The 25,370-nt window shown below is 35.9% G+C and carries 23 protein-coding genes and 1 pseudogene; 2 read left to right on the forward strand and 22 right to left on the reverse strand.

All coding sequences use genetic code 11. The annotated features are described in order from the left end of the window. Positions 1-58 precede the first annotated feature (58 nt). The 10 genes and pseudogenes from SPB_RS03645 to cpsA all read right to left on the reverse strand — a co-directional run bounded on the left by SPB_RS03645 (position 59) and on the right by cpsA (position 9,833). Positions 59-1,177 (reverse strand): glycosyltransferase family 4 protein, encoded by a 1,119-nt coding sequence (locus SPB_RS03645; protein ID WP_003104121.1) that lies wholly within the window; start codon positions 1,175-1,177, stop codon positions 59-61. A gap of 8 nt (positions 1,178-1,185) precedes the next feature. Continuing rightward, positions 1,186-1,908: a GNAT family N-acetyltransferase gene (locus tag SPB_RS10870; RefSeq protein WP_003102641.1), complete on the reverse strand. Its 723-nt coding sequence runs from the start codon at positions 1,906-1,908 to the stop codon at positions 1,186-1,188. Continuing rightward, positions 1,905-2,510, reverse strand: coding sequence for a sugar transferase (locus SPB_RS03655; RefSeq protein WP_003105743.1), 606 nt, complete (start codon positions 2,508-2,510; stop codon positions 1,905-1,907). The genes SPB_RS10870 and SPB_RS03655 overlap by 4 nt, the downstream gene beginning before the upstream one ends. Continuing rightward, complete coding sequence (locus SPB_RS03660) at positions 2,503-3,720, reverse strand: DegT/DnrJ/EryC1/StrS family aminotransferase (RefSeq protein WP_003104741.1); 1,218 nt, start codon at positions 3,718-3,720, stop codon at positions 2,503-2,505. The genes SPB_RS03655 and SPB_RS03660 overlap by 8 nt, the downstream gene beginning before the upstream one ends. Positions 3,721-3,942: 222 nt before the next feature. Next, positions 3,943-4,390: pseudogene (locus tag SPB_RS11700) on the reverse strand (sugar transferase). 10 nt (positions 4,391-4,400) lie between these two features. Next, positions 4,401-6,203, reverse strand: a complete 1,803-nt coding sequence (locus tag SPB_RS03670) for a polysaccharide biosynthesis protein (RefSeq protein WP_003103197.1) — start codon at positions 6,201-6,203, stop codon at positions 4,401-4,403. Positions 6,204-6,206: 3 nt separating this feature from the next. Further along, a complete protein-coding gene (locus SPB_RS03675) occupies positions 6,207-6,926 on the reverse strand; it encodes a tyrosine-protein kinase (RefSeq protein ID WP_003105499.1) in 720 nt (239 codons plus the stop codon). Positions 6,927-6,936: 10 nt separating this feature from the next. Further along, positions 6,937-7,629, reverse strand: coding sequence for a Wzz/FepE/Etk N-terminal domain-containing protein (locus tag SPB_RS03680; protein ID WP_003104293.1), 693 nt, complete (start codon positions 7,627-7,629; stop codon positions 6,937-6,939). 8 nt (positions 7,630-7,637) lie between these two features. Further along, positions 7,638-8,369, reverse strand: a complete 732-nt coding sequence (gene cps4B / locus SPB_RS03685; protein WP_003103216.1) for a capsular polysaccharide biosynthesis protein Cps4B — start codon at positions 8,367-8,369, stop codon at positions 7,638-7,640. Beyond that, a complete protein-coding gene (gene cpsA, locus SPB_RS03690; protein ID WP_003105916.1) occupies positions 8,370-9,833 on the reverse strand; it encodes an LCP family glycopolymer transferase CpsA in 1,464 nt (487 codons plus the stop codon). A gap of 256 nt (positions 9,834-10,089) precedes the next feature. Between cpsA and SPB_RS03695 the strand changes: the two genes are divergently transcribed. Continuing rightward, on the forward strand, positions 10,090-10,992 hold the full coding sequence (locus SPB_RS03695; RefSeq protein WP_003104907.1) for a LysR family transcriptional regulator: 903 nt from the start codon (positions 10,090-10,092) through the stop codon (positions 10,990-10,992). Positions 10,993-11,022: 30 nt separating this feature from the next. On the opposite strand, the gene SPB_RS03700 is transcribed toward SPB_RS03695, so the two are convergent. From SPB_RS03700 to rpiA, 6 genes are all read right to left on the reverse strand, one after another. After that, entirely contained in the window at positions 11,023-11,799 is a 777-nt protein-coding gene (locus SPB_RS03700; RefSeq protein WP_003102696.1) for a Gbs1250 family HEPN protein, read from the reverse strand. Then, positions 11,792-12,505 (reverse strand): purine-nucleoside phosphorylase, encoded by a 714-nt coding sequence (gene deoD / locus SPB_RS03705; protein WP_003103805.1) that lies wholly within the window; start codon positions 12,503-12,505, stop codon positions 11,792-11,794. The genes SPB_RS03700 and deoD overlap by 8 nt, the downstream gene beginning before the upstream one ends. Before the next feature lie 162 nt (positions 12,506-12,667). Continuing rightward, a complete protein-coding gene (locus SPB_RS03710; RefSeq protein ID WP_003104363.1) occupies positions 12,668-13,477 on the reverse strand; it encodes a purine-nucleoside phosphorylase in 810 nt (269 codons plus the stop codon). Positions 13,478-13,492: 15 nt separating this feature from the next. After that, the gene (gene arsC / locus SPB_RS03715; protein ID WP_003105456.1) at positions 13,493-13,900 is read right to left on the reverse strand and encodes an arsenate reductase (glutaredoxin); all 408 of its coding nucleotides are present in this window, start codon (positions 13,898-13,900) and stop codon (positions 13,493-13,495) included. An 8-nt stretch (positions 13,901-13,908) separates the two neighbouring features. Continuing rightward, the gene (locus SPB_RS03720) at positions 13,909-15,120 is read right to left on the reverse strand and encodes a phosphopentomutase (RefSeq protein WP_003104868.1); all 1,212 of its coding nucleotides are present in this window, start codon (positions 15,118-15,120) and stop codon (positions 13,909-13,911) included. Positions 15,121-15,190: 70 nt separating this feature from the next. After that, positions 15,191-15,871, reverse strand: a complete 681-nt coding sequence (gene rpiA, locus SPB_RS03725; protein ID WP_003105808.1) for a ribose-5-phosphate isomerase RpiA — start codon at positions 15,869-15,871, stop codon at positions 15,191-15,193. A 321-nt stretch (positions 15,872-16,192) separates the two neighbouring features. On the opposite strand from rpiA, the gene mnmE reads away from it, so the two are divergent. Then, complete coding sequence (gene mnmE / locus SPB_RS03730; protein ID WP_003102672.1) at positions 16,193-17,569, forward strand: tRNA uridine-5-carboxymethylaminomethyl(34) synthesis GTPase MnmE; 1,377 nt, start codon at positions 16,193-16,195, stop codon at positions 17,567-17,569. Between the two features lie 111 nt (positions 17,570-17,680). Here mnmE and pepV read toward each other — a convergent pair whose 3' ends face one another. The 6 genes from pepV to SPB_RS03760 form a co-directional block, all read right to left on the reverse strand. Beyond that, positions 17,681-19,084 carry a dipeptidase PepV gene (gene pepV / locus SPB_RS03735; protein ID WP_003103644.1) on the reverse strand — a complete coding sequence of 468 codons (1,404 nt, stop codon included), beginning with the start codon at positions 19,082-19,084 and terminating at the stop codon, positions 17,681-17,683. A gap of 117 nt (positions 19,085-19,201) precedes the next feature. Further along, positions 19,202-19,804 carry a nitroreductase family protein gene (locus SPB_RS03740; protein WP_003105342.1) on the reverse strand — a complete coding sequence of 201 codons (603 nt, stop codon included), beginning with the start codon at positions 19,802-19,804 and terminating at the stop codon, positions 19,202-19,204. A 98-nt stretch (positions 19,805-19,902) separates the two neighbouring features. Then, the gene (uvrC, locus tag SPB_RS03745) at positions 19,903-21,681 is read right to left on the reverse strand and encodes an excinuclease ABC subunit UvrC (protein ID WP_003102659.1); all 1,779 of its coding nucleotides are present in this window, start codon (positions 21,679-21,681) and stop codon (positions 19,903-19,905) included. 190 nt (positions 21,682-21,871) lie between these two features. Continuing rightward, positions 21,872-23,038, reverse strand: coding sequence for an MFS transporter (locus tag SPB_RS03750; protein WP_003105057.1), 1,167 nt, complete (start codon positions 23,036-23,038; stop codon positions 21,872-21,874). Positions 23,039-23,044: 6 nt separating this feature from the next. Continuing rightward, complete coding sequence (locus SPB_RS03755) at positions 23,045-23,848, reverse strand: Cof-type HAD-IIB family hydrolase (RefSeq protein ID WP_003102765.1); 804 nt, start codon at positions 23,846-23,848, stop codon at positions 23,045-23,047. A 69-nt stretch (positions 23,849-23,917) separates the two neighbouring features. Further along, positions 23,918-25,291, reverse strand: a complete 1,374-nt coding sequence (locus SPB_RS03760) for an NAD-dependent succinate-semialdehyde dehydrogenase (protein WP_003103365.1) — start codon at positions 25,289-25,291, stop codon at positions 23,918-23,920. Between the last annotated feature and the right edge of the window lie 79 nt (positions 25,292-25,370).

Below are 25,370 nucleotides of genomic sequence, written 5' to 3' on the forward strand. Positions count from 1 at the left end.
TCACCTCAAATGTGTAGAATACTTAAATAACGACATAACTCTGGAAAGTCAATATAAATCAAATATCTCCATAAATTTTTTTCATATTAGAAATTATAAATTCTTGACTACATTGATTAACTAAATCTAAGCTATTAGATGAAAACTCACTCATCAACTTATCGTTTTCTATAAGTTTCATTATCTTTGAAGCAAACTCATCACTATTATTGAGGTCTCCAATTATATAGCCATTTTGATTATCAATAGCTAGATCACGATTCCCACGACAATTGCTTACAATAAGTGGTAATCCTGTTGCCATAGCTTCCATTAAATTAACCGGCAAACCTTCTTGTTTTGAACTTGAAACAGCTAAATCAGATATTTGCATTAGCTCTGGAATATCATTTCTAAAGCCAAGTAATTTTACAGTATCAGTCATATTTTTTTCTTTAATCAACTGTCTGTACTCTTCCATTAATATCCCTTTACCAACTATTAAAAGCTTCACTTCGGGAAATTGTTTTACAACTGTTTCCATTGCATTTATCAAAACAGTTTGATTTTTTCGATAACTTAATTCCCCTACATAAATCAAAATCTTATCTGTTCTACTAAAACCGATTGATTGGCGTAAGTTATATTTATCTTCCTTCATTATTGCTTGGAATTTAGCAAGATCGACACCAATACCATTAATATGGTGAAGATTTTTCATATTAAATTTTTCTTTGGCAAGCTTATAATCTTCATTATTAATAGTAATCAAGTGATCCGTATACTTAGATAAAAATTTCTCAATCGGGTAAAATAATAACCAATTCTTTAATGGGGCACCTCTAAAAAAGTGAAATCCGTGAGCAGTATAAATCACTTTACAATTAGGAAATTTTTTACCGACTAATCTCCCTAAAACTCCACCAACAGGAGCATGGCAATGTATAACATCAAATTTTTCCTTTTTCACTAATTGTTCAAGTTGTTTTATAGCCTTAATATTTTTTAAAGAAAATGGTGAGCGTTGGATATCAATATGATGTTCAATAACATTGACTTCCTTCAAACGCTCACTTCTATCTTCAAAATTTGCTGCACCGTGTACTTCAAAATTTAGTGCTCTAAGTGCTTTAATATTTGATTGTTCAAAAAGGTAAAATTGCCTACTAACTGTAGAAACAATCAATATTTTTTTCATTAATTCTCCTAATTATTCCAATTATGGTAAACACTAGTACATGATTGATATAGATATTTATTTTTTGTATAAAACCTAATAGCCTCACTATTATCAATCTGAGTTCCTACTTTTATGGATGTTAATGCCTTTTCTTTTGAAAAATATTCTAATTCATTTAGAAGTTGGCTTCCAATTCCTTTATTAACTTTAGATTTGTCAACTGCAATCAATTCAATTATTGCATGATTATCACTTATTGAAAACAATAAAAAACCTAAGCACTTGCCATTTGGGGCAAAAGTAATAAAGAATTTGTTATCTTTCAAAAAAGCTGATTTCACCCAATTCCAATATACGTTTTTCGCTTTATCTAAATTAAGCTTTTTATCGTTGTAAAATCTAGAATACTTAAATGACTTACTTGCAATTTCTAAAATTGATTCATTCATTTTAAAACTATTTGAAATTGAAAAGCCTTGACCCTTTTGATTATGAAAATAATTATTTAACTTTTGAAATTGAACATTCACATCAACTAAGTAAGACTCTGTCTCTTGACCTATTAATATATTATTATAAGCATTGTTATCTTTGTTATAAATGACAGTAAAATTATCCTTAGTTAATGTATTCTTAAATAACTCTACTTCCTCGAAAGCTATAGTATGAGTTAGTTCAATTTTACCTGAAGTAACTTCAAAAAAGTTTGTATCCCATGCTGAGTGAGAATATTTAAAGGTATCAGTCATTCTTTTTTTTGCTCTTCTGTCATAAACACAGTCTTCCTAATTATGATTGACCAAGCCGTTACAAAAAGTACTTTCACATCTAAACAAAAGGTTAGGTGATTAATATAATAAATATCATTTTCAATTCTTTGTTTCCAAGGAATTGTATTTCTGAAATAAGCTTGGTTATATCCTGTTATTCCGGGACGTACTAATAACTTTCTCTTTTCCGATTCAGTATATTCTTTAATATGCTCAGGAAGATCTGGTCGAGGTCCAACTAGACTCATATCTCCTTTAAGGACATTTAAAATTTGAGGAATTTCGTCAACACTTGTTTTTCTAATAAATTTACCAATTCTAGTTAAACGTGGATCATCTTCTGAATTGAAAGTTGATCCATCAGAATTTCGTATATCAGGGACATTAAGCTTCATAGACCTAAACTTATACATCTTAAAAATTTTTCCATTTTTTCCGAGACGTTCAGCGTTATAAAAAATTGACCCCCTATCTTCAAAATAAATAATTGGTCCAAAAATAATTAAGATTAAAAGGTAAATAGGCAAAAATAGGACAGCGAAACAAATGTCCAACATTCTTTTAAAGAAACTACTATACACTTTTTATATCCTCAACAATTCTCTTAAATGTTTCACTAACATAATTAACTTCTTCATCTGTTAGTTTAGTATGAAGAGGTAAAGTTATAGTATTTTGATAATAAGCCAATGCATTTGGATAGTCCTTAATATCAAAACCCATATTGGCATAAGCTGTTAATAATGGGAGTGGTTTATAATGAACATTACATGCAATCCCTTCTTCAGCCATTTTTATGATAATTTCATTTCGTTGTTCAATTGTAATTTCATCTATATGAGTAATATATAAATGTTTAGATGAATTATAGTGATTACTAATATGTTTTAATGGATTAATCGATGTTCCTTTGAAAAATTTATTATAATTCTCTACAATTTCATGACGACGTTCCAATAATGTAAGATAACGATTAAATTGAGCTAAGCCAATTGAAGCCATGATATCTGTCATATTACATTTATAACCTGGTAGAACAATATCATATTCCCAAGAACCTAATTTTGTTTTTGCTAATGCATCCTTAGTTTGACCATGTAATGATAAGATTTGGAATTGTTTATACAACTCTTCATTATTAATACCTAAATTAGCTTTCCAAGTAATTGCTCCACCTTCTGCAGTAGTGAAATTTTTGACGGCATGAAACGAGAAGGCCGTAAAATCAGCAATATTACCAACCATTATATCATTTTGAGATGCACCAAAAGCATGTGCACCATCAGCAAGTACAATCACTCTACCAATTGATTTTTGAAAATCATTAGTTGGTTGAAATAAGTTTTTCTTTTCTTCAACAATATCAAAAATGGTTTTATAATCACAAGGAATACCGGCTAAATCAACGGGGATGATTACTTTTGTTTTTTCATTAATAGCTTTAGATACGAAAGTATAGTCCATTTCATGACTATCTGATTGAATATCAATCATGACCGGTTTAGCACCAACGTGTTCAATTACACTACAGGAGGCCGTATAAGTCATTGCAGGAACAATGACTTCATCACCAGGTCCGACACCAAGTAAACGAAGAGCTAATTCAAGCGCAGCAGTTGCAGAATTAAGACAAACCGTTTTAGAAGTTCCTAGAAACTCAGAAATCTTTGACTCCAATTTTTTAGTTTTGGGTCCTGTGGTAATCCATCCTGAGCGTAATGCATCAATAACTTCGACAATCTCTTCTTCTGTAATATCTGGTGGAGAAAAGGGAATATTCATAGTTTTCATAATTCAACTTCTTTCTATTATTTAATGACATGAATAACAGTTAACATCATTATTTTAATGTCTTCAATAAAAATAAATTTATATTTACTCAATATTCTTTTACATTTTAAATGGAAGTATCTTATCAACATAAGCATCGTCAATTGTCCTACCTTCTGAAGTATACTTATCTAATAACACTTCTTTATGTTTACTTGACAAATATTTCACATTGGCTAGTAATTATAAAGTTATTTTCATCTTATCAGTATATTGAGCAACATATTTCAATATTACTGGTCTAGCAGCAACGAAACTCATATAACCTTCTATAATAATTAAAAGTTGTGGAATTTCATCTAATCTATACTTTCTGTTAAATGAGCTTTTTTGCAATTTTTTATCATTTTTTGTCGTTACTAATAATCCTAGCTGATCTACATGAGACACCATAGTTCTGAACTTATAAAGTTTACCACATTTAGTTACGCGCTCTTGTCGATAAAAACTGGCCATTATCTTCTAATTTTATAAGAATAGCCATTATTAAAAACACTGGTGATAGTATTAATAGTAAAATAACTGCAACCATTTTATCAAAAATCAATTTAAATAATAAAACAGTTTTTTTATTTTCGATTATTGATTCTGCATGCTTCACTACTTGAAAATTTAAAAATTCTTTATTCATTATTACTTTTCTACTCTTGTTTTGCAAAGTGAATCAATGTTTCTTTCAAATTGTCTGCTGGAAGTTGATCCAAGTTTGTTATGATGGCTTCAACTTCTGCTAATGGCTTGCTGGTTACCTTACCAACAAAAATTTTGTCGTGAATCTGTTCACTAACACGTTCGTTAGATGATAATAACTCTTCATAAAGTTTTTCACCAGGTCTGATTCCTGATTCTACAATTTTAATATCTTCTTCTGTGTGACCACTCAATTTGATTACTTTTTTCGCAAGGTCTAAAATTTTGACTGGTTCACCCATATCAAGGACAAAGACCTCTCCACCTTTAGCCAAAAATCCTGCTTGAATGAAAAGACGACTAGCTTCCGGAATAGTCATGAAATAACGGGTCATTCTAAAGTCTGTTACTGTGATAGGTCCACCTTTTTTGATTTGCTCTTTAAAGAGAGGAACCACACTACCACGACTACCAAGGACGTTACCGAATCGCACAGCTGCAAACTGAGTTTTACCTTCTTCATTCAAGCCAGTGACGATCATTTCAGCGAAGCGCTTAGTTGCACCCATCACATTAGGTGGATTAACAGCTTTGTCAGTTGAGACCATGATAAATTTAGGAATCCCAGCAGCCTTGGCTGCTTCCGCCACATTTTTTGTCCCAAAGATATTATTTTTAACAGCTTCTTTTGGATTGTATTCCATCAATGGCACATGTTTATGTGCTGCAGCATGATAGACTATATCAGGTCGATAATTCGCCATAATTTCAAAAATCAAGTCTCGATCTTGAATGTCCGCGATAATTGGGACAATGTCAATTCGTCCCTTTAACAGTGCTGATAATTCACGATGAATCAGATAAATGGAATTTTCACCATGCCCTAAAAGTAAAATGCGTGCTGGATTAAATTTAGAAACTTGACGACAGATTTCTGAACCAATTGATCCTCCTGCACCAGTTACAAGAACTGTTTTCCCGTTAAAGAATGAATTTAAAGACGTTTGATCTAATACTACTTCCTTTCGTCCAAGTAGGTCAGCAATCTCAATTTCTTTAAATTTATTAAGTGACACATTACCTAGAACGATATTCTCAATACTAGGCATATTGTTTACGTGAATGTTTGCGTTACGGCAGATATCTAAGATTGATTCTCGTTCTTCCCCAGATAAACTTGGGATGGCAATCGTAACTTGATTAACTTCATATTCTGCTACTAATCTTGGAATGGAATTTTTATTTCCCAGTACTTTAATCCCGTGTAAGTAGGTGCCTAATTTATTGATATCAGCATCAACAATACCGACAATGTCAATATCTTTACTCTTAGTCAGAATTGTTTGAATAAAGGCACTACCACCTTCACCGGCACCAACAACCAACATTTTTGTCTTTTGGTCTTTTTTATTATGTTTGACAAACAAATTTTGTTCATGCCACATCCGCCAAATCATCCGAGGAAGGATAATTAAAAATGTTCCAAAAAGGAATGATAAGAAAAGAAAACGACGACTGAATGTATCTAGGAAAAGAACGTCCACCAAATAACTTAATAGGGATGCGAAGAACATGTTAGCTGTTAGGATAAAGATGACTTTATTATCGGTAAAACGATTGATAATGGAAAAGATTCGAGCTCTTATTCCTAAAACTGTATAAACGAAAAGTGTTACAAAAAGAGTAATATAGATTTCTTTGTCGCTTAATCGAGTACTGTATGATAGCAAGAACCGAAAAGCCGACAGATGTGCGAATGTGATCATAAACACATCAATCAGATATAAAATCGCTCTTTTTTGACTTCTTTTCATTTTTTATCTTCTCTTTCTAGATTTCTTTTTAGCTGGCTTACCATAATTCCCGTAAGCCCCATAACTACCATAACCACCATATGAATCAAGTGTTTCTTCTACTTTATTTAAAATAACACCCAAGAACAAAGCACCACTTTGTTCCATTTGTTCTTTTGCTTTTTGGATAAAGCGTCGTTTAATAGCCCCAGCTTCTGTTACTAAGATGTTTGCGTCAGCCTTTTGTGAAATAATCGCTGAGTCGATAACAAGGCCAATAGGTGGGGTATCGATAATCACATAATCAAATAACTCTTTTACAGTATCGATCATGAAATTAAAATTGCTATTTTGGAGTAAAGTTGTTGGATTAGGAGGAACATGTCCTGCTGGAATCAACATTAAGTTTTCAATATTTGTATGAGAGATAACTGCTGATAATTCTGCATTACCTGACAGGTAACTTGATAGACCTTCATACTTTTCATCAGCTTTAAATGTACCAGACATAACTGAATTACGGATGTCTGCATCGATTAATAGGGTTTTAAGACCTGCTTTAGCAAATGAGATAGCAATATTTGCGGATGTTGTCGATTTTCCTTCACCAGGTTGTACTGAAGTCAAGGTGATAACTTTTAAATCTCGACCACTAAATTGGATGTTAGTCCGAATGGAGTTATAGTACTCTTCGGCGATATCATATAGTTCTTTTTTACTTTTTACTAATTCTAAACGTGCCATTCTTTACCTCTTACATCTTGTTAGTGTTAGGTACAATACCTAACAAAGTCATACCAAGAAGCTCTTCAACATCTTCTGGGCGTTTCACGCGGTCATCAACGACTTCTCCGACAATCACTGTCACGATTGTTAAGAAAGCACCGAATAAAATACCAACAAGTGTGTTACGTTTGATATTTGGTGAAGATGGACTTGTCGGCATAACTGCTTTTTCAAGCGGAGTCACATCTTGAACCTTAGTGACTGATTTAATTTTTTCGGATGCAACATCGCGAACTGAGTTTGCTAAGTCTTTAGCAGCCTGAGGGTCATGATTTGTCACAGCAATTGAGATAACACGTGTATCTGCTGGAATTGTTACCGCAATCATCTTACTCAATTCTTCCGGTGTCATTGAAACACCGTCATTAGCAATGACATCTTTCATAACATCACGAGATGTTATAATTTCCTTATAGTCATTAACTAATAAACCACCGGCTTGCAAGTCAGTTGCTGACAAATTATCAGCTTGTTGTGTTTTATTAAGAACATAAATACGTGTTGATGCTGTGTAAGAGGGCTTAATTAAGAAGATACTAGATAATAAAGCCAAAGTCCCAAAAAACAGGGCCATGAAAATAATTAAAAACTTCTTCGTCCATAACTTCTTTAATAAACTCAATACATCAATTTCCATTGTTGGTTTTTCCATGTTATTCATAAATTCTCCTATAAAAATTCGTTATTGATCAAACTTGCAGCATTCTCTTCAAAAAGTTTTCTTGCCCGTCTTGTTCCATAATCCTTTTCAACGATTTGATAAGCCTGTTTCATATATGGTGGACGTTTTTTTAGATTATGCATATCACTTGATATACAATGGACTAAGTCCTTATCCAAAAAGTATTTGGCACGTTTTTTAAAGATTTTAAGTTTATCACCAAATAGCTTCGCTTTTAAGACATGGGCACTATTGACTTGCGTGTAACAACCCATATTAATTAACTCCTGCACACGGTCCCCATTAAATTCAAGAGCTGCGTAGCGTTCGATATGCGCGACAATTGGTGTAATTCCTAACATTAACACTTGAGATAAAGCTAAATGGATATCCTTCCATGGGGTCATCTGGCTAAATTCAATTAAAGCAAAACGTGTATCGTTCATGCGAGGAATTTCATTATTTTCCAGTTTTTTTAGAATGTCTGCTGTGAAGTATAATTCACCACCGTATAACAAAGTTAAGTCTGGAAACTTATCTGCAGCTTCCCGTTTAACATGCTTAAATTTATTTAAAATGTCATCTTCTGGTGTTTCAAACATTCCTTTTCTGCGATGTGATGTTGATACAATTGTACGAACACCTTGCTTATAACTTTCCTCGAGTAACGATAAACTTTCATCTATTGTTAGCGGACCATCATCCACATCGAAAATGATGTGGGAATGGATATCAATCATTTAGTTCCCCTCCATGGTATTTTTTATTGCTTCTTTTGCAGTTTCGACACTCTGATCATCTAGTTTTAACATGTATAGAGCAGAACCTGGCATTGCATAAGATGGTAATTCACCAGTTGACCCTGAACCAGTAACATCTTGTGACGTTACTGTATATGATGATTTATCAGCTACCTGTGAATTTGCTAATGTCATCAATTGATTTAATGATAAATTAGTTTGAATTGAATTTTGTAATCCCGTTACAATTGATGTAAATTGAGCTGGTGATTTAATTGTTGATAATTTTAGAATAACTGCCGAGATGACCTTCTCTTGATTTTTACCACGATCGTTATCTCCACCTTGTAGTGAATGACGTTCGCGAACAAATGTTAGAGCTTGTTTTGAATTCAGAGCAATCCGACCTTGTGGGAAGTCATAACCATTTGCACTAAAAGCTTGGTCATTATTAACTTCAATGCCACCTAATAAATCAATTAGATCCATGAAAGTCGAGAAATTAATTCTTGCATAGTTATTAATCTTGATGTTATATAGACTTTCTAGAGTTGCCATAGAAGTCTCTACACCATAGATTCCAGCATGAGTTAACTTATCGTACTGATCTCCTCCGCCGCCAGGTATTTTCACATAAGAATCACGAGGTGTTGTTGTTAACAGAACTTTGTGGGTCTTAGTATTGGCAGTCAAAATGATGTTCACGTCTGAACGTGAAACTGTAGAAATTGCGCCATAAGTATCAATACCACTGATATAGACATTAAAGGAATCCTTATTTGATGACAGTTTATTTGACGATTTGATTGCTTTTTTGACTTTGTAAGTGTAAATAGTCTTAACTTTATCCCTATAGTTGGCATCTGATTGCTCAATCAATGAACCATAGGCACTATTTAAGACCATCGCCTTTGAAGAACCAATCATCATTTTGTCATAAGCTTCCTTATATGAAGCAACATTATTGCTTGCTAAATCAATTTTTTTGTCTTCTTTAATACGCTTTAACAAAGAATGAATATTCGATGCATCCATATCAGTTGGTGCATCAACTTCTTTCAACTCAGAAACAGATTGAATTGAACTATCTTTAGGAACAACTACTGACATTTCAACTTCTGAGAAAGATGCCGTTTTATTCATCTGTGCTGTAAAGTCAATAGTTTGTTTAAAAGCAAAAAGAGTAATTGCCAAAATAATGTTAGCAATTATCAAAGTAATCATTGATAGAAATCTTGCTCGTTTTCTAATAATTAAGATAAGCCATAACAAAAAGAGCAAAAATAAAATTCCAGCCACAATTAAATTGAAATGATGGAATGCAAGGAAATTATAAGTATACATTAAGAATGTAATTATAAGTGAAAGCACTGTAAACAATAAAAGTAAAGCGAGATTTATGACGCTAAAACTCCTGCTTCCATTACTTGTAGAACCGCGTCTACTTCTTGATTTTGCTGCCATTTAATAAGTCTCCAAATCATGTTTTTACATAGAAATATAGGAAAATTATACCAAATTTTCACATTTTTTGCAATTTTTGATTATTAGAATATTAACAAAAATTCAATAAATTTCAATGAAGACGGTTACTTTCTAAATTATCTTTTTAAATTAGAAATTGTATATTTTTAAGTTTGTAATATATATGGTTTTTAAAAATATACCGTTGAGGATACTTAATCTTGATAAAAATTGCTATTTAATATAGACTGAAAGTATGAGATTACAACAATTACATTACATTATAAAAGTTGTTGAATGTGGCTCGATGAACGTCGCAGCAAAACAACTTTTCATTACTCAACCTAGCCTCTCAAATGCTGTTAAGGATTTAGAAAACGAGATGGGAATTACTATCTTTAATAGAAATCCAAAGGGTATCACCCTAACAAAGGATGGTGTCGAATTTTTATCTTATGCACGCCAAGTTGTTGAGCAAACATCCCTCTTAGAAGACAGATATAAAAATCTCAATTCTAAACGAGAACTTTTTAGTGTGTCTTCACAGCACTACGCCTTTGTTGTTAATGCTTTTGTCTCACTATTAAAAGAAACCGATATGACCCAGTATGAACTTTTCCTTCGTGAAACAAGAACTTGGGAAATCTTAGATGATGTTAAAAACTTCCGATCTGAAATTGGTGTTTTATTTTTAAACGACTATAACCGTGATGTCCTAAGCAAGATGATGGAGGATGACCACTTAATTGCGACACCACTCTTCAAGGCTCACCCTCACATTTTTATCAGTCGAAATCATCCGCTTGCCAAGCATACACGTTTAACCTTCAATGATTTAAAACCATACCCTTATCTCAGATATGATCAAGGCTTACACAACTCCTTCTACTTTTCGGAAGAAATGTTGTCAGAAATCAGTCATCCCAAATCCATCGTGGTCAGTGACCGAGCAACCTTGTTTAATCTTATGATTGGTTTAGATGGTTATACCATCGCCAGTGGCATTCTGAACAGTAATTTAAACGGAGATGGGATTGTTGCAATCCCACTTGATGTTCCTGACATTATCGATATTGTATATATCACACACGAAAAGGCAAATTTATCAAAAATGGGCCAAGCCTTTATTGATTATTTGATCAAAGAGGTTCAATTTTAAAAGACAAAAGCTAGTCATCCAATGACTAGCTTATTTTAATTGTAACTGCTCTTCGATGACAGTATTAATCCGATCGAAGTAAAATGGCGTGCGTTGATAATCCACTCCAGCATAAGTGGCCAGCTCAATAATTTTATCAAGAAAAGCTTGCGAAGAGAATTGGGTTGTCCGGTGTAACTCTTCTTCATCAAATGCTTTGATTAAATGAGCTAACGGATTACGAACTGATTTTTCAAATTTCCTTAAACCTTCGACAGTTGTTTTTATGTCAGTAGGTAAGTCAGATAATTGAATTAAGTCACTAAGACTTCGACTAGTAATATTGCGGCTTTGACGTTTTGATAAATAGTTATCAAACAATGGCAAGTGAGCTTGATACATAGCATCAAAATTCCAAGTATCATACTCCTCATTTTTAGCATCATTAATAAAAGTATCTAAATTAGGTACTTGTGATTTTACCAACCTCAAAAAGAGACGATAAAGGATTGGTGAAACCGAACGAACAAAATCAATAATTTCACCATTTTTGACTTTTACTTCTAAATCTAAAATGTAATTAGCAAGTTGTTCATCCAATTTATCTTCATTCATAAATAAAGGAATTTGATACTTTTCTTCGATACGTTTTGTATCAGCCTCATGCTCATAGAGAAATTCTAAATTGAGTTCACGACGTTCTTTTAATAATTCAATCAAAAATAAGGTATCCTCAGAAAGGTTCGTCATTTTTGATGCAACTTTAAATGCGTGACTATAAGCATAGACATCCAAAAGGATGTCTATTGTTTCATTTAAATCAGTCATAGGCAATCAGCGTTTCTAGTCCAATCTTCATCATATCAGTGAAAGTTGTTTGACGTTCTTCTGCACTAGTATCTTCACTTGGATCATTCAAGTTATCAGAAATTGTCATGATTCCCAAAGCTTTAACACCATGTTGTGCAGCTAAATAATAGAGGGCTGCAGCTTCCATCTCGATTGCTTTAACGCCTAGTTCCCCAAGAGCCATATTACGTTCAGGCATATTTGAATAAAAAACATCTGAAGATAATACAGAGCCAACATGAGTAGTTACACCCATCTCTTTTGCAATATGGTAAGCCTTATCAAGCAAATCAAAATCAGCAATTTGTGGGAAATCAAATTCTGGGAAATCATTACGGATAATATAAGAATTTGTCGCCGCAGCTTGTGCTAAGACCAATTCACGGACATGAACATTAGGATCAATAGCACCAGCAGTTCCCACACGGATAAGGGTTTTCACCCCATAATCAACAATTAATTCGCGGGCATAGATAGAAATAGATGGCATACCCATCCCAGTCCCCATTACAGAAACACGTTGTCCTTTGTACATACCAGTGTAACCAAACATGTTACGAACCTCGTTGAAACACACAGCATCTTCAAGAAAATTTTCAGCGATGAATTTAGCACGCAAAGGATCCCCCGGAAGAAGAATCTTATCGGCAATCTCGCCAGGTTGCGCAGAAATATGAATAGACATAATTTAAGATATGAAGGGCGACAGAGAACAAAGTAAAAATAGGAAACTGACGACGCATCACAGATACTAGACAGTTTATCTTTTTGACCAAGTCCTTAGCCTGAGTTCAAATCCATGAGCTCAGCCCTCACCTTTCTGATTTTATTTTTTTAGAATTTTATTTTATAGTTCAGCAAGGATTGCTTTTACCAATCCTTTGAAATCTTCTTTGATATGTTGTGTTACTTCAACTACTTCTTCGTGGTTTAATTCTGATTGGAAACCAGCAGCAAAGTTTGTAATGGCAGAAATACCCAAAACTTTCATTCCTGAATGGGCAGCAACAATGACTTCTGGAACAGTTGACATACCAACCGCATCTGCACCGAGTGTCTTGAAGGCACGGATTTCAGCAGGTGTTTCGTAAGTCGGACCTGTAACACCAATATAGACACCACCTTCAAGTTTTATGCCTAATTTGTCAGCAACTGTAAGGGCAGTTTTACGATAATCTGAGGTATAAGCGTCAGACATATCTGGGAAACGTGGACCAAATTCTTCCAAGTTTTCACCAATCAATGGATTATTGCCAGTCATATTGATATGATCTGTAATTACCATTAATGTGCCAGGACCATAGCCAATACCTCCAGCAGCATTTGTTACAAGGACACCAGTACAACCTAAAGCTTTCATCACACGCACAGGGAAAGTTACCGTTTCCAGAGGATTACCTTCGTAAAAATGGAAACGACCTTGCAAAGCAAGTACTTTACGTCCTGCTAATTCACCATATACTAATTTCCCAGCATGGCCAACAACTGTTGACTGTCCCCAGTTGGGAATTTCTGAGTAATCAATTACGATGGCATTTTCAACTTCTTCAGCTAATTCTCCTAAACCTGATCCTAAGATAAGACCAAATTCTGGTTCAGTAATACCTTTTGCTAGCAAAAAATCTCTTGTTTCATTAATTTTTGTCATTAACGACATATACATCTCCTAAAATTATAATGGATTAACCACTTCACCATCTTCCTTAGTATAAGGACTTGGTAGTGGAACAGGTAATATCTCAAGTAAGGCTTCTGATGGACGGCAAAGTTTTGTCCCTTTTCTTGTTACAACAATTGGACGATTAATCAAGATAGGGTCTTCCATCATGGCATCCAGAATCTCATCTTCAGTCACAGCTTCTTTATCTAAACCATGCTGATTATACTCTGGTACATTTTTGCGCACAAGTTCTTGGAAGGAAATGCCCATTGCTGCCACCAAATCCAATAATTTTTCTCTGCTCGGCGGATTCTGCAAATACTCAATTACTTGAGGTTCAATGCCTGCATGACGAATTATTGCAAGTACATTGCGGGAAGTTCCACAGTTGGGGTTGTGATAAATAGTTACTTTTCCCATATGGCTCCTTATTTCAATTCAGATAAGAATGATTGACCAATCATCGCTGTTTCAACGCCAAAGTTTTCAGCCACTGTTGCTGAAATGTCCGCAAAGTGTCCTTGAGGGATCAGACCATTGCCAGTAAATGATGGTGAGTAAGCTAAAAGCGGAATGTATTCACGCGTATGGTCAGTCCCCACATAAGTTGGGTCATTTCCATGGTCAGCCGTAATCAACAAGAGATCATCTTCTTTCATATTAGCAATAATCTCAGGAAGACGTTCATCAAACTCATGCAAACAATCACGGTAGCCTTTCGTATCACGACGGTGACCAAAGTTGGCGTCAAAATCAACTAGGTTAGTAAATGAGAAACCTTTAGTAAATTCTGGCAATTGCATTGTTTTAAGCAATGTATCCACACCGTGGCTATTTGACTTGTTGTGCCCCATATCATTTGTGATACCAGACCCATTAAAGATGTCATTAATTTTTCCGACGGCATAAGTTGGCACACCAGCATTTGCTAAATTATTAAGAACTGTATCTTGGAAAGGAGAGACAGCATAGTCATGACGATTGGCAGTACGTGTAAAGTTCCCAGGCGTACCCACATAAGGTCTGGCAATAATTCGTCCAAGAAGTGCAGGGCGTTCCAAAGTAATTGAACGGGCATATTCACAAATGCGATAAAGCTCATCTAATGGAATAACTTCCTCATGCGCAGCAATTTGAAGAACAGGGTCAGCTGAAGTGTAAATAATCAGCTCACCAGTTTCCATTTGACGAGGGCCAAAATCATCAATGACAGCTGTACCTGAATAAGGTTTATTAGCTTCACGAATGACTTTACGACCTGAGAATTCTTCAATTTTTGTTAAGATTTCTTCTGGAAAACCATTCCAGAAAGTATCAAAAGGTTCTGTAATGTTAAGACCCATGATTTCCCAGTGACCAGTCATTGTATCTTTACCAAGAGAAACTTCTTCTAATTTAGTAGCATAGCCACTAGGATTTTCTTCCTTGGCAACAGTTTTCAAAGTTGTTTCACGAGGAATATTTCCTAAACCGATTTTCTCCATATTTGGAACTGTTAAACCAACTTGTTCTGAAATATGGCCTAATGTGTCAGATTCTGTATCAGCAACACCAGCATTGAAAAAGTTATCAGAGTCAGGTGCAGCACCGATTCCTACTGAATCTAGCACAACTAGATGAATACGATTAAATTTAGACATATGTCTCCAATCTAAGGGAGGTTACGGTTGGCTCCCTAAAACCTATAAATATTTTTTTATTTTATAAACACTATTTTTTTGGAGCTTCGAGGACTTTAACACCATCTTTTCCTGCAACGATGACTTTGTTGACCATACCATTAAAGAGACCATGCTCAACAACACCTACAGTTTTATCCAGCATTTCAGCAAACTCAAAAGGTTTTTCGATTTTGCCTAAGTCTAAGTCAATGATATAGTTCTTCATATCAGTGATTAGACGTTGATTTTCTTTCACTCGGAATGATGGTTTATAGCCTGCTTTTTCAAATACGCGGAACAAACGGTCTGCACCATATTGGATAACTTCAACTGGTAATTTGAAAGCTCCCAAATGTTCAACCATTTTTGATTCGTCAACTACCCAAATGTACTCTTTAGTTGGTGTCGCTACAATTTTCTCCATCAGAAGAGCAGCTCCCCCACCTTTGATTCCATTGAAGTCTTTGTCAACTTCATCAGCACCATCAACTGTTACATCTATGCTATCAATGTCATCAACAGCTTTTAAAGGAATACCTAGACCTTCTGCTTGTTTAGTTGTTGCACTGGAAGTGGTTACGCCTACAACTTGTAAACCTTCATCCTTTATTCTACGACCGATTTCCTCTACGAAGAAATAAGCAGTTGACCCTGTCCCTAAACCAACAGTCATTCCATCAGTAACAAATTGAGCAGCTGTTACACCAGCTTGTTTTTTTAGTGCTTCCATGATTCCTCCTAATAAAAAAGTGTTCAGATATTTTTATTATACCATGAAAGCCCTAACTTGTTAATGAAAAGTGGCGTGAAACGCAACTTTCAAAATGAAGTTGAAGTCATTTATCTTCTCCTTTTGAAACTTTTTTATTAGCAGGCAATTTTATCTAACTTCCGAAAGAATTTTAGAGAAGAAGTAAATGATCTGATAAATTTGACACTTATACTACAACCTCAAAATTTCATGAAACAAAACTTATACGAGGTCATTCATAAAATCATTAACAGAGACAAAACCTTGCATTCTTTGGGCACTTATCTTACAATTAAAGTTATGAGTATAACTAAAGAATTTGATACAATTACAGCTATTTCAACGCCTCTTGGTGAAGGGGCAATTGGGATTGTCCGCTTATCAGGTAGTCAGGCATTAGATATTGCAAAATCAGTCTTCAAAGGAAAAGACTTAGCAAGTGTTGCTAGCCATACTATTAATTACGGGCATATCCTTGATCCAGATAAAGATGAAATTCTCGATGAGGTCATGGTTTCTGTCATGCGAGAGCCTAAGACTTTTACCCGTGAGGATGTTGTTGAGATCAACACTCATGGTGGAATTGCGGTCACAAATGAAATCCTCCAATTATTAATTAAGCACGGGGCTCGTATGGCTGAACCAGGTGAATTTACAAAGCGCGCCTTTCTCAATGGACGCGTTGATTTAACCCAGGCTGAGGCTGTTATGGACATCATTCGTGCTAAAACGGACAAGGCCATGAATATTGCTGTGAAGCAATTAGATGGCTCCCTTAAGCAGTTGATTGATGACACTCGCCAGGAGATTCTCAACACTTTAGCCCAAGTAGAAGTGAACATCGACTATCCCGAGTACGACGACGTCGAAGAAATGACTACTGCTTTAATGCGAGAGAAAACCCAAGAGTTCCAGACGCTTTTGGAGAATTTGCTGCGCACTGCCCGCCGTGGGAAAATCCTTCGTGAAGGGCTCTCCACTGCCATCATTGGCCGTCCGAATGTCGGCAAATCAAGCTTGCTCAATAATCTTTTGCGTGAAGAAAAGGCCATTGTTACTGATATAGCAGGTACTACACGTGATGTGATTGAAGAGTATGTGAACATCAAAGGCGTTCCCCTAAAATTAGTTGACACTGCCGGCATCCGCGATACCGAAGATATAGTGGAAAAAATTGGTGTCGAACGTTCCAAGAAAGCTCTCAACGAAGCAGACTTGGTACTACTTGTTCTTAATGCATCAGAAAAGTTAACCGAGCAAGACCATATCCTTCTTGACCTCAGTCAAGATAGCAACCGCATTATCCTTCTCAATAAGACAGACCTTGAGGTTCAAATTGAGAAAGACCAATTGCCATCAGATTATATTGAAATCTCAGTTCTTAACAATGAAAACATTGATCAAATTGAAGACCGCATCAATCAACTTTTCTTTGATAATGCAGGACTGGTTGAACATGACGCAACCTATCTATCCAATGCCCGTCACATTTCATTAATTGAAAAGGCAGTCCAAAGCTTACAAGCAGTTAACGACGGCCTAGCTCTTGGCATGCCCGTAGACCTCCTCCAAGTTGACCTAACCAGAACCTGGGAAATCCTGGGAGAAATCACCGGCGACGCAGCCCCAGATGAATTAATCACACAACTATTTAGTCAATTTTGTTTGGGAAAATAAAGTCCTATAATACTTTTCATCTGCTGTCCACACCACAGATGAAAAGTATCAAAAAATAAAATCAAATATCATATCAGCAAAAAAGAAGCCTTGCGGCTTCTTTTCTTCTGTCTATTTAATTAATTCATAGATGGCTTCTGCGTAGATTGCTGCTGAGCGGAAGATATTATCTAATGGCATGTATTCGTTGGCTTGGTGCATTGTGTTTTCGTCGCCTGGGAACATTGCTCCAAAGGCTACACCGCGTTCTAGTAAGCGTCCGAATGTACCACCACCGATAACTTGTTCAAATCCTTTAAGGCCAGTTTGTTTTTCATAGACTGACAGTAAAGTAGCAACTAATTCATCATCCATTGATACATAGTGTGGTGTGTGGACGTGTTCTGATAAGCTCACGCGTGAAACGCCAGCTAATTTTTCCAGACCAGATTTAAGTCCTTCAGGATCAATCCCTTTTGGATAACGGAAGTTAAGGGCAATTGTGTTATCAGTAGCTAGCTGATCGAAGTTGAAGACACCAGCATTCATACTAAGGGCACCCATTTTTTCATCAACAAAAGCAAGCCCAAGTTTTTTGGCATCGAAATCTTCATGCAATGTGAGGCCAGCAATTTTAAGGAATGCTTCGGCAGGTCCTGCAAATGTGAATTGGTTGAGGAATTTAGCTAATAAAGTCGCTCCATTAATACCAAGTTCTGGTGTTGACCCATGTGCAGATTTACCAATGACAGTAACTTTAATGCCTTCTGCTTCTTCTGTGATTTGTCCAGTCACATTTTCTTCAGCAAGGAATTGTTCAAAAGCAGCTGTTAAAACAGAAAACTCATGAGCTGAGGTGATAAGCGCTGTTGCTGATTCAGGAACCATGTTCTCACGAAGGCCTCCTTTAAAGCTTTTTAGGACAAAAGCACCATCATTAGCACCATCAAAATGAAGGTACTCCGTGATATTACCTTTTTCACCATTGATGATTGGGAATTCGGCATCTGGTGAGAAACCAAAATCAGGGTCTTTAAGTCCGTTATGAGCGAAGTAATAATCCATGTCGCCCCATCCAGATTCCTCATCAGTACCAACGATGAATCGTACTTTTTTAGAAACAGGAAGACCTAAATCTTTGATAATTTTTAAAGCATAGTAACAAGCTAAAGTAGGTCCTTTATCATCTGAAGACCCACGCGCATAAATACGGTTGTCCTTAATCACTGGCTCATATGGATCTGTATCCCAACCAGCACCTGCTGGAACAACATCTAAGTGAGCAAAGATTCCAAGTACTTCTTCACCTTGACCAAATTCAAAGTCACCAGCATAGTTGTCAATGTTTCGTGTTTGGTAACCATCACGTTCAGCCATTGCTAGAAAATGCTCCAAAGCTTTAACTGGACCAGGGCCAAATGGGTGTTTATCATCAACTTGACTATCATCACGCTCAGAATTGATGCGCAATAAGCTAATGAGGTCTTCTAACATGACCTCTTTACGTGCTTCAACTTCTGCTTTAAAATCTATCATTCAATTACTCCTCTTCTAAAGGGAAATAAGCTGTATGATCACATACAACTTACTTAACCATTTATTATTTATAGTAGTATTATACCATGTTTGCCAATAGAATGCTCTGGCAAATTGTTAACGACGTTCAATTAATTCATCAACAGGTAGACGGTAGCTTGGCTCTGGATGCTCATCGCTATAGCCGACAGTGATTAAAATCTCAGGACGGAAACGTGAATCCACATCTAAAATTTCATTAACGATAGTTTTATCAAAACCAAGAATCATATTAGAAGAAATTTTTTGGTCAGTCAATGCAAGAACTAAGTTCATTGCCACAAGGCCAGTATTAAAAGCTAGGTAATCACTCTTTTGATCAGGTTGGAATTTGTCATAACGTGGAGGTAAAGTTTCCATGTAATAGCTAATTAAATCATCAGGCAATGATTTGACACCGACACGGGCAATCTTACGCGAACGTTGAGCAAGATCAGTATCAGAGAAAACAGCAACAACGTACTGTGCTTGTTCAATCTGAACTTTATTTCCTTCAACCATATCTTTAGCAAGATCAGCTTTTTTGTTTTCAACCACAACAAATTTCCAAGGTTGAATATTGTTGGCACTTGGTGCTAAAGTCGCAATCTCGATGGCTGTCCGTAAATCTTTAAAGTCAACTTTTTGATCATTAAATGATTTAACAGCGTGGCGTTTCTTATTCAATTCTAGAAATTTCATAGCAAAACTTCCTATCTTTCTTTATTTTCGTACACCTTATTCTATCATTTTTTGAAACTGTTTTCATGTTTTTTTTGCAATTTTCAACCAAAAGTTAGTCATTTTTTTTGATTAAAACTAGCTAGTAAATTTTCGGCAACTTTTTCTGGAATCCCCAAGGCCCTTATCTCATCTACAGTGGCATTACCAATAGCTGTCATATTCTTAAAATGTTTGAGCAAGGTTTGCTTGCGCTTAGGACCAAGCCCCTCAATATTGTCCAATTTTGAGGAGAAAGAATTCTTACTGCGAACCTGTCTATGGAAGGTAATAGCAAAGCGGTGAACCTCATCTTGAATGCGATGAAGCAAGAAAAATTCCTCTGAATTGCGGGGTAAATCAATCACTTCCAAGGGGTCACCAAACAAGAGTTCTTGGGTTTGGTGCTTGTCATTTTTTTGCAAACCAGCAACTGGAATAGATAAGCCGAGTTGATTTTGAATGACATCCTTAGCGATATTAACTTGCCCTTGTCCTCCATCAATGATAATTAAATCTGGAGCTTGTAAGTTGTCCTTTTGAACCCGACTATAACGTCTGGAGATAACTTCCCGCATACTGGCATAGTCATCTGGTCCAGTGACTGTTTTGATTTTGAATTTTCGATAATCTTTTTTACTTGGTTTTCCATCGACAAAGACGACCATAGCGGCGACTGGACTTGTTCCTTGAATATTCGAGTTATCAAATGCTTCAATTCGAATAGGTGTTGGAATAGCCATTAACTCACCTAGATTATCAATAGCCCCTTTTGTCTTTTTCAAATCTTTTTCCAGCAAATCAAATTTTTGTTGAAGGGAGACACGTGCATTCTTGGTTGCTAAGGCGACTAGCTGCTTCTTCTCACCACGTTGTGGTTTAATTATCTTGCTTGGGACAATAGCTTCTACCAGTTCGTGGTCAATGTTAGCAGGAATGAAGACTTCCTTGGGTAGGAAATGTCTTTTATCTTGGTAAAATTGCCCCATATAAGTTAAGAAATCATCTTCTTCCTCGTTATAGTAGGGGAACATATTAACATCTCTTTGGATTAATTTCCCCTGTCTAACAAAGAAAACTTGAACGCACATCCAGCCTTTTTCGACGTAATAGCCAAAAATGTCTCTGTCCATTAAGTCTTTACTCATCACTCGTTGTTTGGTTCTCAGCGTAGCAATTCCCGAAATCAAATCACGATACTCAGCAGCTCGTTCAAACTCCAATTCCTCGGAAGCTGTCTTCATCTTTCTTTTTAGACCATCAATGATTTTGTCGTCTTTACCATTCAAGAACAGTTTGACGTCTTCCACCAGGCCATCCCAGTAAGCTTTATCAGTTTGACAAATGGTATGGGCATTACACTGGCCGATGTGATAATAAAAGCAAACTTTGTTTACAGGGTTAGTACATTTCTTAAAAGGGAAAATTCGGTCCAAAAGCTTTTTGACTTCATTTGCTGTATAAGAATCAGGATAAGGGCCAAAATAGAGTCCATCATTCTTACGAATTTGGCGAGTAATCAATAGACGCGGAAAATGCTCATTAGTAATCTTGATAAAGGGATAAGACTTGTCATCCTTTAACTTGATGTTATATCGAGGCATGTTCTCTTGTATCAAGTTAATTTCTAAAAGAAGAGCTTCTGTATTTGAGCCCGTTACAATGAATTCAAAATCAGCAATTTCTGAAACCAATAATTCAGTCTTGGTATCATGACTTCCTCTAAAATAAGAGCGAACCCGATTCTTTAAATTTTTAGCTTTTCCAACATAGATTATTTTGCCGTCTTTATTTTTGTGGAGATAACATCCTGGACTATCAGGAAGCAATTCCAGCTTATGTTTAATCAGATCATTCATAAATACTATTCTACCAAATTTTAGCCTGAAAGAGTCAAAAAAGAGCTGATGGAGCAAATTCTTAGTATACATATAAATTAATATTTTTCATAAAGCAAGAAGTGATAATACTTATAGCAAAAAAAAACTTTTCATCACGATGAGAAGTATTTTTATAAACTATTTTGAATCCTGAATCCTAAAATAAGCTTTATTCGATGATATGAATCTTAACCACTTTTGTATGCATAATTGCCATAAGAAATAATAAGCTAATCAGTACTACTGGGAAAAGGGACATTGAGATATATTGGGCAATAACACCAAATAATGGGGGAATAATGACAAATCCCATATAAGCAAAGGCCATCTCGACACCAATCATTGCCTGTGACCGTTCCTTACCGAAATGCTCCGGTGTGGAATGAATAATACATGGATAAATTGGTGCACACCCTAAGCCGATTAAGAGCAAACCTGCTAGAGTAAGGCCATGGATTTGCAAAGGAATTAAGAAAATCAGAATACCTGACCCAATTAATACGAGCCCAATCCGAATCAACTGATCATTGGTAAAACGCATGGCCATAAAACCATTTATCCCACGACCAAGTGTGATGCCCAGATAAAAGAGGGTGGTAAATGTAACTGCCATAGGTACACTCAAACCTTTAACTTCAACCATATAGGAACTTGTCCAAAGTCCCGTCACTGATTCCAGTGCACAGTAGGCAAAAAACGTCAGCATTATCTCTTTGGCACCAGGAATGGCCAATACTTCTTTAAAACTTAAGACTTTAGCAACTTGCTGATTCTCACTGGGATTAACATGGTCATTTGTCCAAAGTGGCAAATTCATAAAGAGCACAGCTGTGAAAATAACCTGTATTACTCCCACTAATATATAGCCACTATTCCATGTGTTTCCCAGATTCATCGCATATCCAAGGGAATAGGTCCCCGTCGAAACACCTACACCCCACATACAATGCAACCAACTCATATGTTTGCTTGAGTAGTGCAGCGCAACATAATTATTTAAGGCAGCATCAACGGATCCCGCACCTAAACCATATGGAATGGCTAATAAACAAATCACCCAAAATGAATGACAGAGACCAAAACCAAGAATAGCGAAGGCTGTAATGGCTACGCTGACTGCAGTTACCATGCCGGTTCCAAACTTTTTGTTAAGTCGGTTACTTTGTAAACTTGAAAAGATTGTTGCCATGGAGATTATGGTGGTTAGAATCCCCATATAAGAAACAGGTAAGCCCATTTCCAGTTGCATGGCAGGCCAGCCTGCACCGAGTAAGCCATCTGGTAATCCTAAACTAATAAAAGCCATGTAAATGACCAGTAATAATAAATGTGTCATTCTATCCTATCTTCTAATTAGTTTGTCAATGACAACTAGAACCCCATTTTCATTATTGGTAGTTGTTTGATAAGTGGCAACCTTCTTAACATTTTCATTAGCGTTTAACATAGCATATGAATTATCTGTAAGCTTGAGCATTTCTAAATCATTATCACTATCCCCAAAAGCAACAAGATTAGTAGCTTTCAAGCCCCAATGGTCTAATAAATAGGTTAGAGCTGTGCCTTTATTTACGCCAGTCCCTATCACATCAACATTACCATGACCAGTTGCAACTGCTTGGACTTGGCCTGATAGTGTCTCATTAAGGACTTTAATAATTTCATCGGTCACATCTAATGGGGTATTAAAAGAGAACTTCAAAATCTTATCTTGGGGAAGCTCTTGAAAACTTGCTACTTCTTCTAGTCTTGTGTAATAGATACTAAAATAGTCTTTATTTTCTTGACTGGAAGAAGCTAAGATATAAGCTGAATTCTCACCACAGACAACTGCTTCTGAGGATAATTGATTACGATCCAAATAGGCAATCACAGTTTCAACAATATCATTTGGCAGTGGATAGGATTTTAAGAGTTGACCTTTATCAACAATATAGGCACCATTTTCTCCGACAATTGTCATTTTGTCTTGATAGTCCTCAAAAAATCCTGCAATTTGATAATATTGGTTTCCACTAATAGCCACAAAATGCATATCTTGATCAGTTAACTGTGCAAATAATTGATTAAAATAAACTCGGTCATATGAATTTTGATCATTTAAGAATGTACCATCCATATCTGTTGCAAATACTTTAATTGTCATCATTGACTCCTTATCTAAAAAAAGGCTTAAAGAGATACCCTTTAAGCCTTTCGTTTAGGTATAACCTAATTATTTTTTGGGTGTGTAAATCAAATGTTCATTAACAAAGGCAGTAAAGCCTAGTTCACTTAATTCACGACCATATCCTGAATTTTTAATTCCGCCGAATGGAAGTTCTGGAAGACTAGCCCAACCTGAGTTGATGAATGACATACCAGTTTCAATTTTAGCAGCTACTGCTTCGCGGTGTTCTTTGTTGCTTGAGAAGATTGTACCACCCAAGCCATAATTAGAATCGTTAGCCACTTCGATAGCTTCTTCTTCTGAAGACACTTTGTAGATTTCACCAACTGGACCAAAGATCTCTTGGTAGTAAATTGGGTTATCTTTAGTCAATCCAGCAATAATCGTTGGCATAACAAAGTTACCTGGATGATCAATGGCTTCACCACCGTAGACTAATTCAGCGCCGTTATCAACTGCCAATTTAATTTGAGCTAGAACATCTTCTTTAGCTTGAGCTGATGATAATGGTGCCAAAGTAGTTTCTGGATCCATTGGGTCACCCCATTTAGCTGTTTTGAAGACTTTCGTTAACAATTCTTTGAAACGGTCGTAGTCTTTTTCAAGAACGATGAAACGTTTAGAAGAGGTACATACTTGACCTGCATTATATAAACGTGAGAAGAAAAGAACAGATTCTAACTCATCCCAATCAGCATCGTCGAGAATGATGAAGGCATCATCACCACCCAATTCAAGGGTCGTTTTCTTCAAGTTTTTACCAGCTTCTTCAGCGATAGATGCACCACCACGTTCAGAACCAGTTAAGCAGACTCCAACCACACGTTTGTCAGCAATAATTTGTGATACTTGCCCATAAGAAACAAAGAGGTTTGTGAATGTTCCTTTTTCTGCACCAGCTTCAATAACTAATTCTTCAAATGATTGTGCTGACCATGGACAGATTGATGCATGTTTCAAGACCATTGGGTTACCGACGATAAAGTTTGGTGCAAATACACGCATGATTTGATAATATGGGAAGTTCCAAGGCTCAACCGCAAGAATAACACCTGTAGCTTGTTTGATATAGTAAGCTTCACCAGTATCAGTATCAAGTGTTGTTGGTTCTAAGAATTTGTCTGCATTGTCCGCATAGTAGTCTGCAATGTCAGCACAAAGCTCAATTTCACCTTGAGCTTCAGTGAAAAGTTTACCCATATCTTTAGTCAAAATTTCCGCATATTTATCGCGGTCACGACGCAAGATTACAGCAACTTCATGAAGTTGTGCTTTACGTGTTTCTAATTGGTCATCTTTACGCCATTTTTTGTAAAGTTGGTGTGCCGTTTCTAGCACTTCTTCTAATTGTGCATCACTAGTGTTCTCATACTCTTTAAGAACTTCATTTGTAAAAGGGTAGATAGTTTTATAAGCCATAATAAGCCTCCTTTTGTTATTACCTAAAGTCTATCAGAATTTGGCAACGATTTCAAAAAAACGCTACGAAAAGAGAAAA

It is taken from the genome of Streptococcus parauberis NCFD 2020, assembly GCF_000187935.1.
Taxonomy (GTDB): Bacteria; Bacillota; Bacilli; order Lactobacillales; family Streptococcaceae; genus Streptococcus; species Streptococcus parauberis.

Excerpts from the sequence above, each read along its gene's own strand:
- SPB_RS03700 (WP_003102696.1), bottom strand. The coding sequence starts at position 11,799 with ATGACTGATTTAAATGAAACAATAGACATCCTTTTGGATGTCTATGCT.
- SPB_RS03720 (WP_003104868.1), bottom strand. The coding sequence starts at position 15,120 with ATGTCTAAATTTAATCGTATTCATCTAGTTGTGCTAGATTCAGTAGGA.
- SPB_RS03750 (WP_003105057.1), bottom strand. The coding sequence starts at position 23,038 with ATGACACATTTATTATTACTGGTCATTTACATGGCTTTTATTAGTTTA.
- rpiA (WP_003105808.1), bottom strand. The coding sequence starts at position 15,871 with ATGGAAGCACTAAAAAAACAAGCTGGTGTAACAGCTGCTCAATTTGTT.
- arsC (WP_003105456.1), bottom strand. The coding sequence starts at position 13,900 with ATGGGAAAAGTAACTATTTATCACAACCCCAACTGTGGAACTTCCCGC.
- SPB_RS03695 (WP_003104907.1), top strand. The coding sequence starts at position 10,090 with ATGAGATTACAACAATTACATTACATTATAAAAGTTGTTGAATGTGGC.
- mnmE (WP_003102672.1), top strand. The coding sequence starts at position 16,193 with ATGAGTATAACTAAAGAATTTGATACAATTACAGCTATTTCAACGCCT.
- SPB_RS03670 (WP_003103197.1), bottom strand. The coding sequence starts at position 6,203 with ATGAAAAGAAGTCAAAAAAGAGCGATTTTATATCTGATTGATGTGTTT.
- SPB_RS03645 (WP_003104121.1), bottom strand. The coding sequence starts at position 1,177 with ATGAAAAAAATATTGATTGTTTCTACAGTTAGTAGGCAATTTTACCTT.
- SPB_RS03675 (WP_003105499.1), bottom strand. The coding sequence starts at position 6,926 with ATGGCACGTTTAGAATTAGTAAAAAGTAAAAAAGAACTATATGATATC.
- pepV (WP_003103644.1), bottom strand. The coding sequence starts at position 19,084 with ATGATAGATTTTAAAGCAGAAGTTGAAGCACGTAAAGAGGTCATGTTA.
- SPB_RS03680 (WP_003104293.1), bottom strand. The coding sequence starts at position 7,629 with ATGAATAACATGGAAAAACCAACAATGGAAATTGATGTATTGAGTTTA.
- SPB_RS10870 (WP_003102641.1), bottom strand. The coding sequence starts at position 1,908 with ATGACTGATACCTTTAAATATTCTCACTCAGCATGGGATACAAACTTT.
- SPB_RS03660 (WP_003104741.1), bottom strand. The coding sequence starts at position 3,720 with ATGAAAACTATGAATATTCCCTTTTCTCCACCAGATATTACAGAAGAA.
- SPB_RS03740 (WP_003105342.1), bottom strand. The coding sequence starts at position 19,804 with ATGAAATTTCTAGAATTGAATAAGAAACGCCACGCTGTTAAATCATTT.
- deoD (WP_003103805.1), bottom strand. The coding sequence starts at position 12,505 with ATGTCTATTCATATTTCTGCGCAACCTGGCGAGATTGCCGATAAGATT.
- cpsA (WP_003105916.1), bottom strand. The coding sequence starts at position 9,833 with ATGGCAGCAAAATCAAGAAGTAGACGCGGTTCTACAAGTAATGGAAGC.
- uvrC (WP_003102659.1), bottom strand. The coding sequence starts at position 21,681 with ATGAATGATCTGATTAAACATAAGCTGGAATTGCTTCCTGATAGTCCA.
- cps4B (WP_003103216.1), bottom strand. The coding sequence starts at position 8,369 with ATGATTGATATCCATTCCCACATCATTTTCGATGTGGATGATGGTCCG.
- SPB_RS03755 (WP_003102765.1), bottom strand. The coding sequence starts at position 23,848 with ATGACAATTAAAGTATTTGCAACAGATATGGATGGTACATTCTTAAAT.
- SPB_RS03710 (WP_003104363.1), bottom strand. The coding sequence starts at position 13,477 with ATGTCGTTAATGACAAAAATTAATGAAACAAGAGATTTTTTGCTAGCA.
- SPB_RS03760 (WP_003103365.1), bottom strand. The coding sequence starts at position 25,291 with ATGGCTTATAAAACTATCTACCCTTTTACAAATGAAGTTCTTAAAGAG.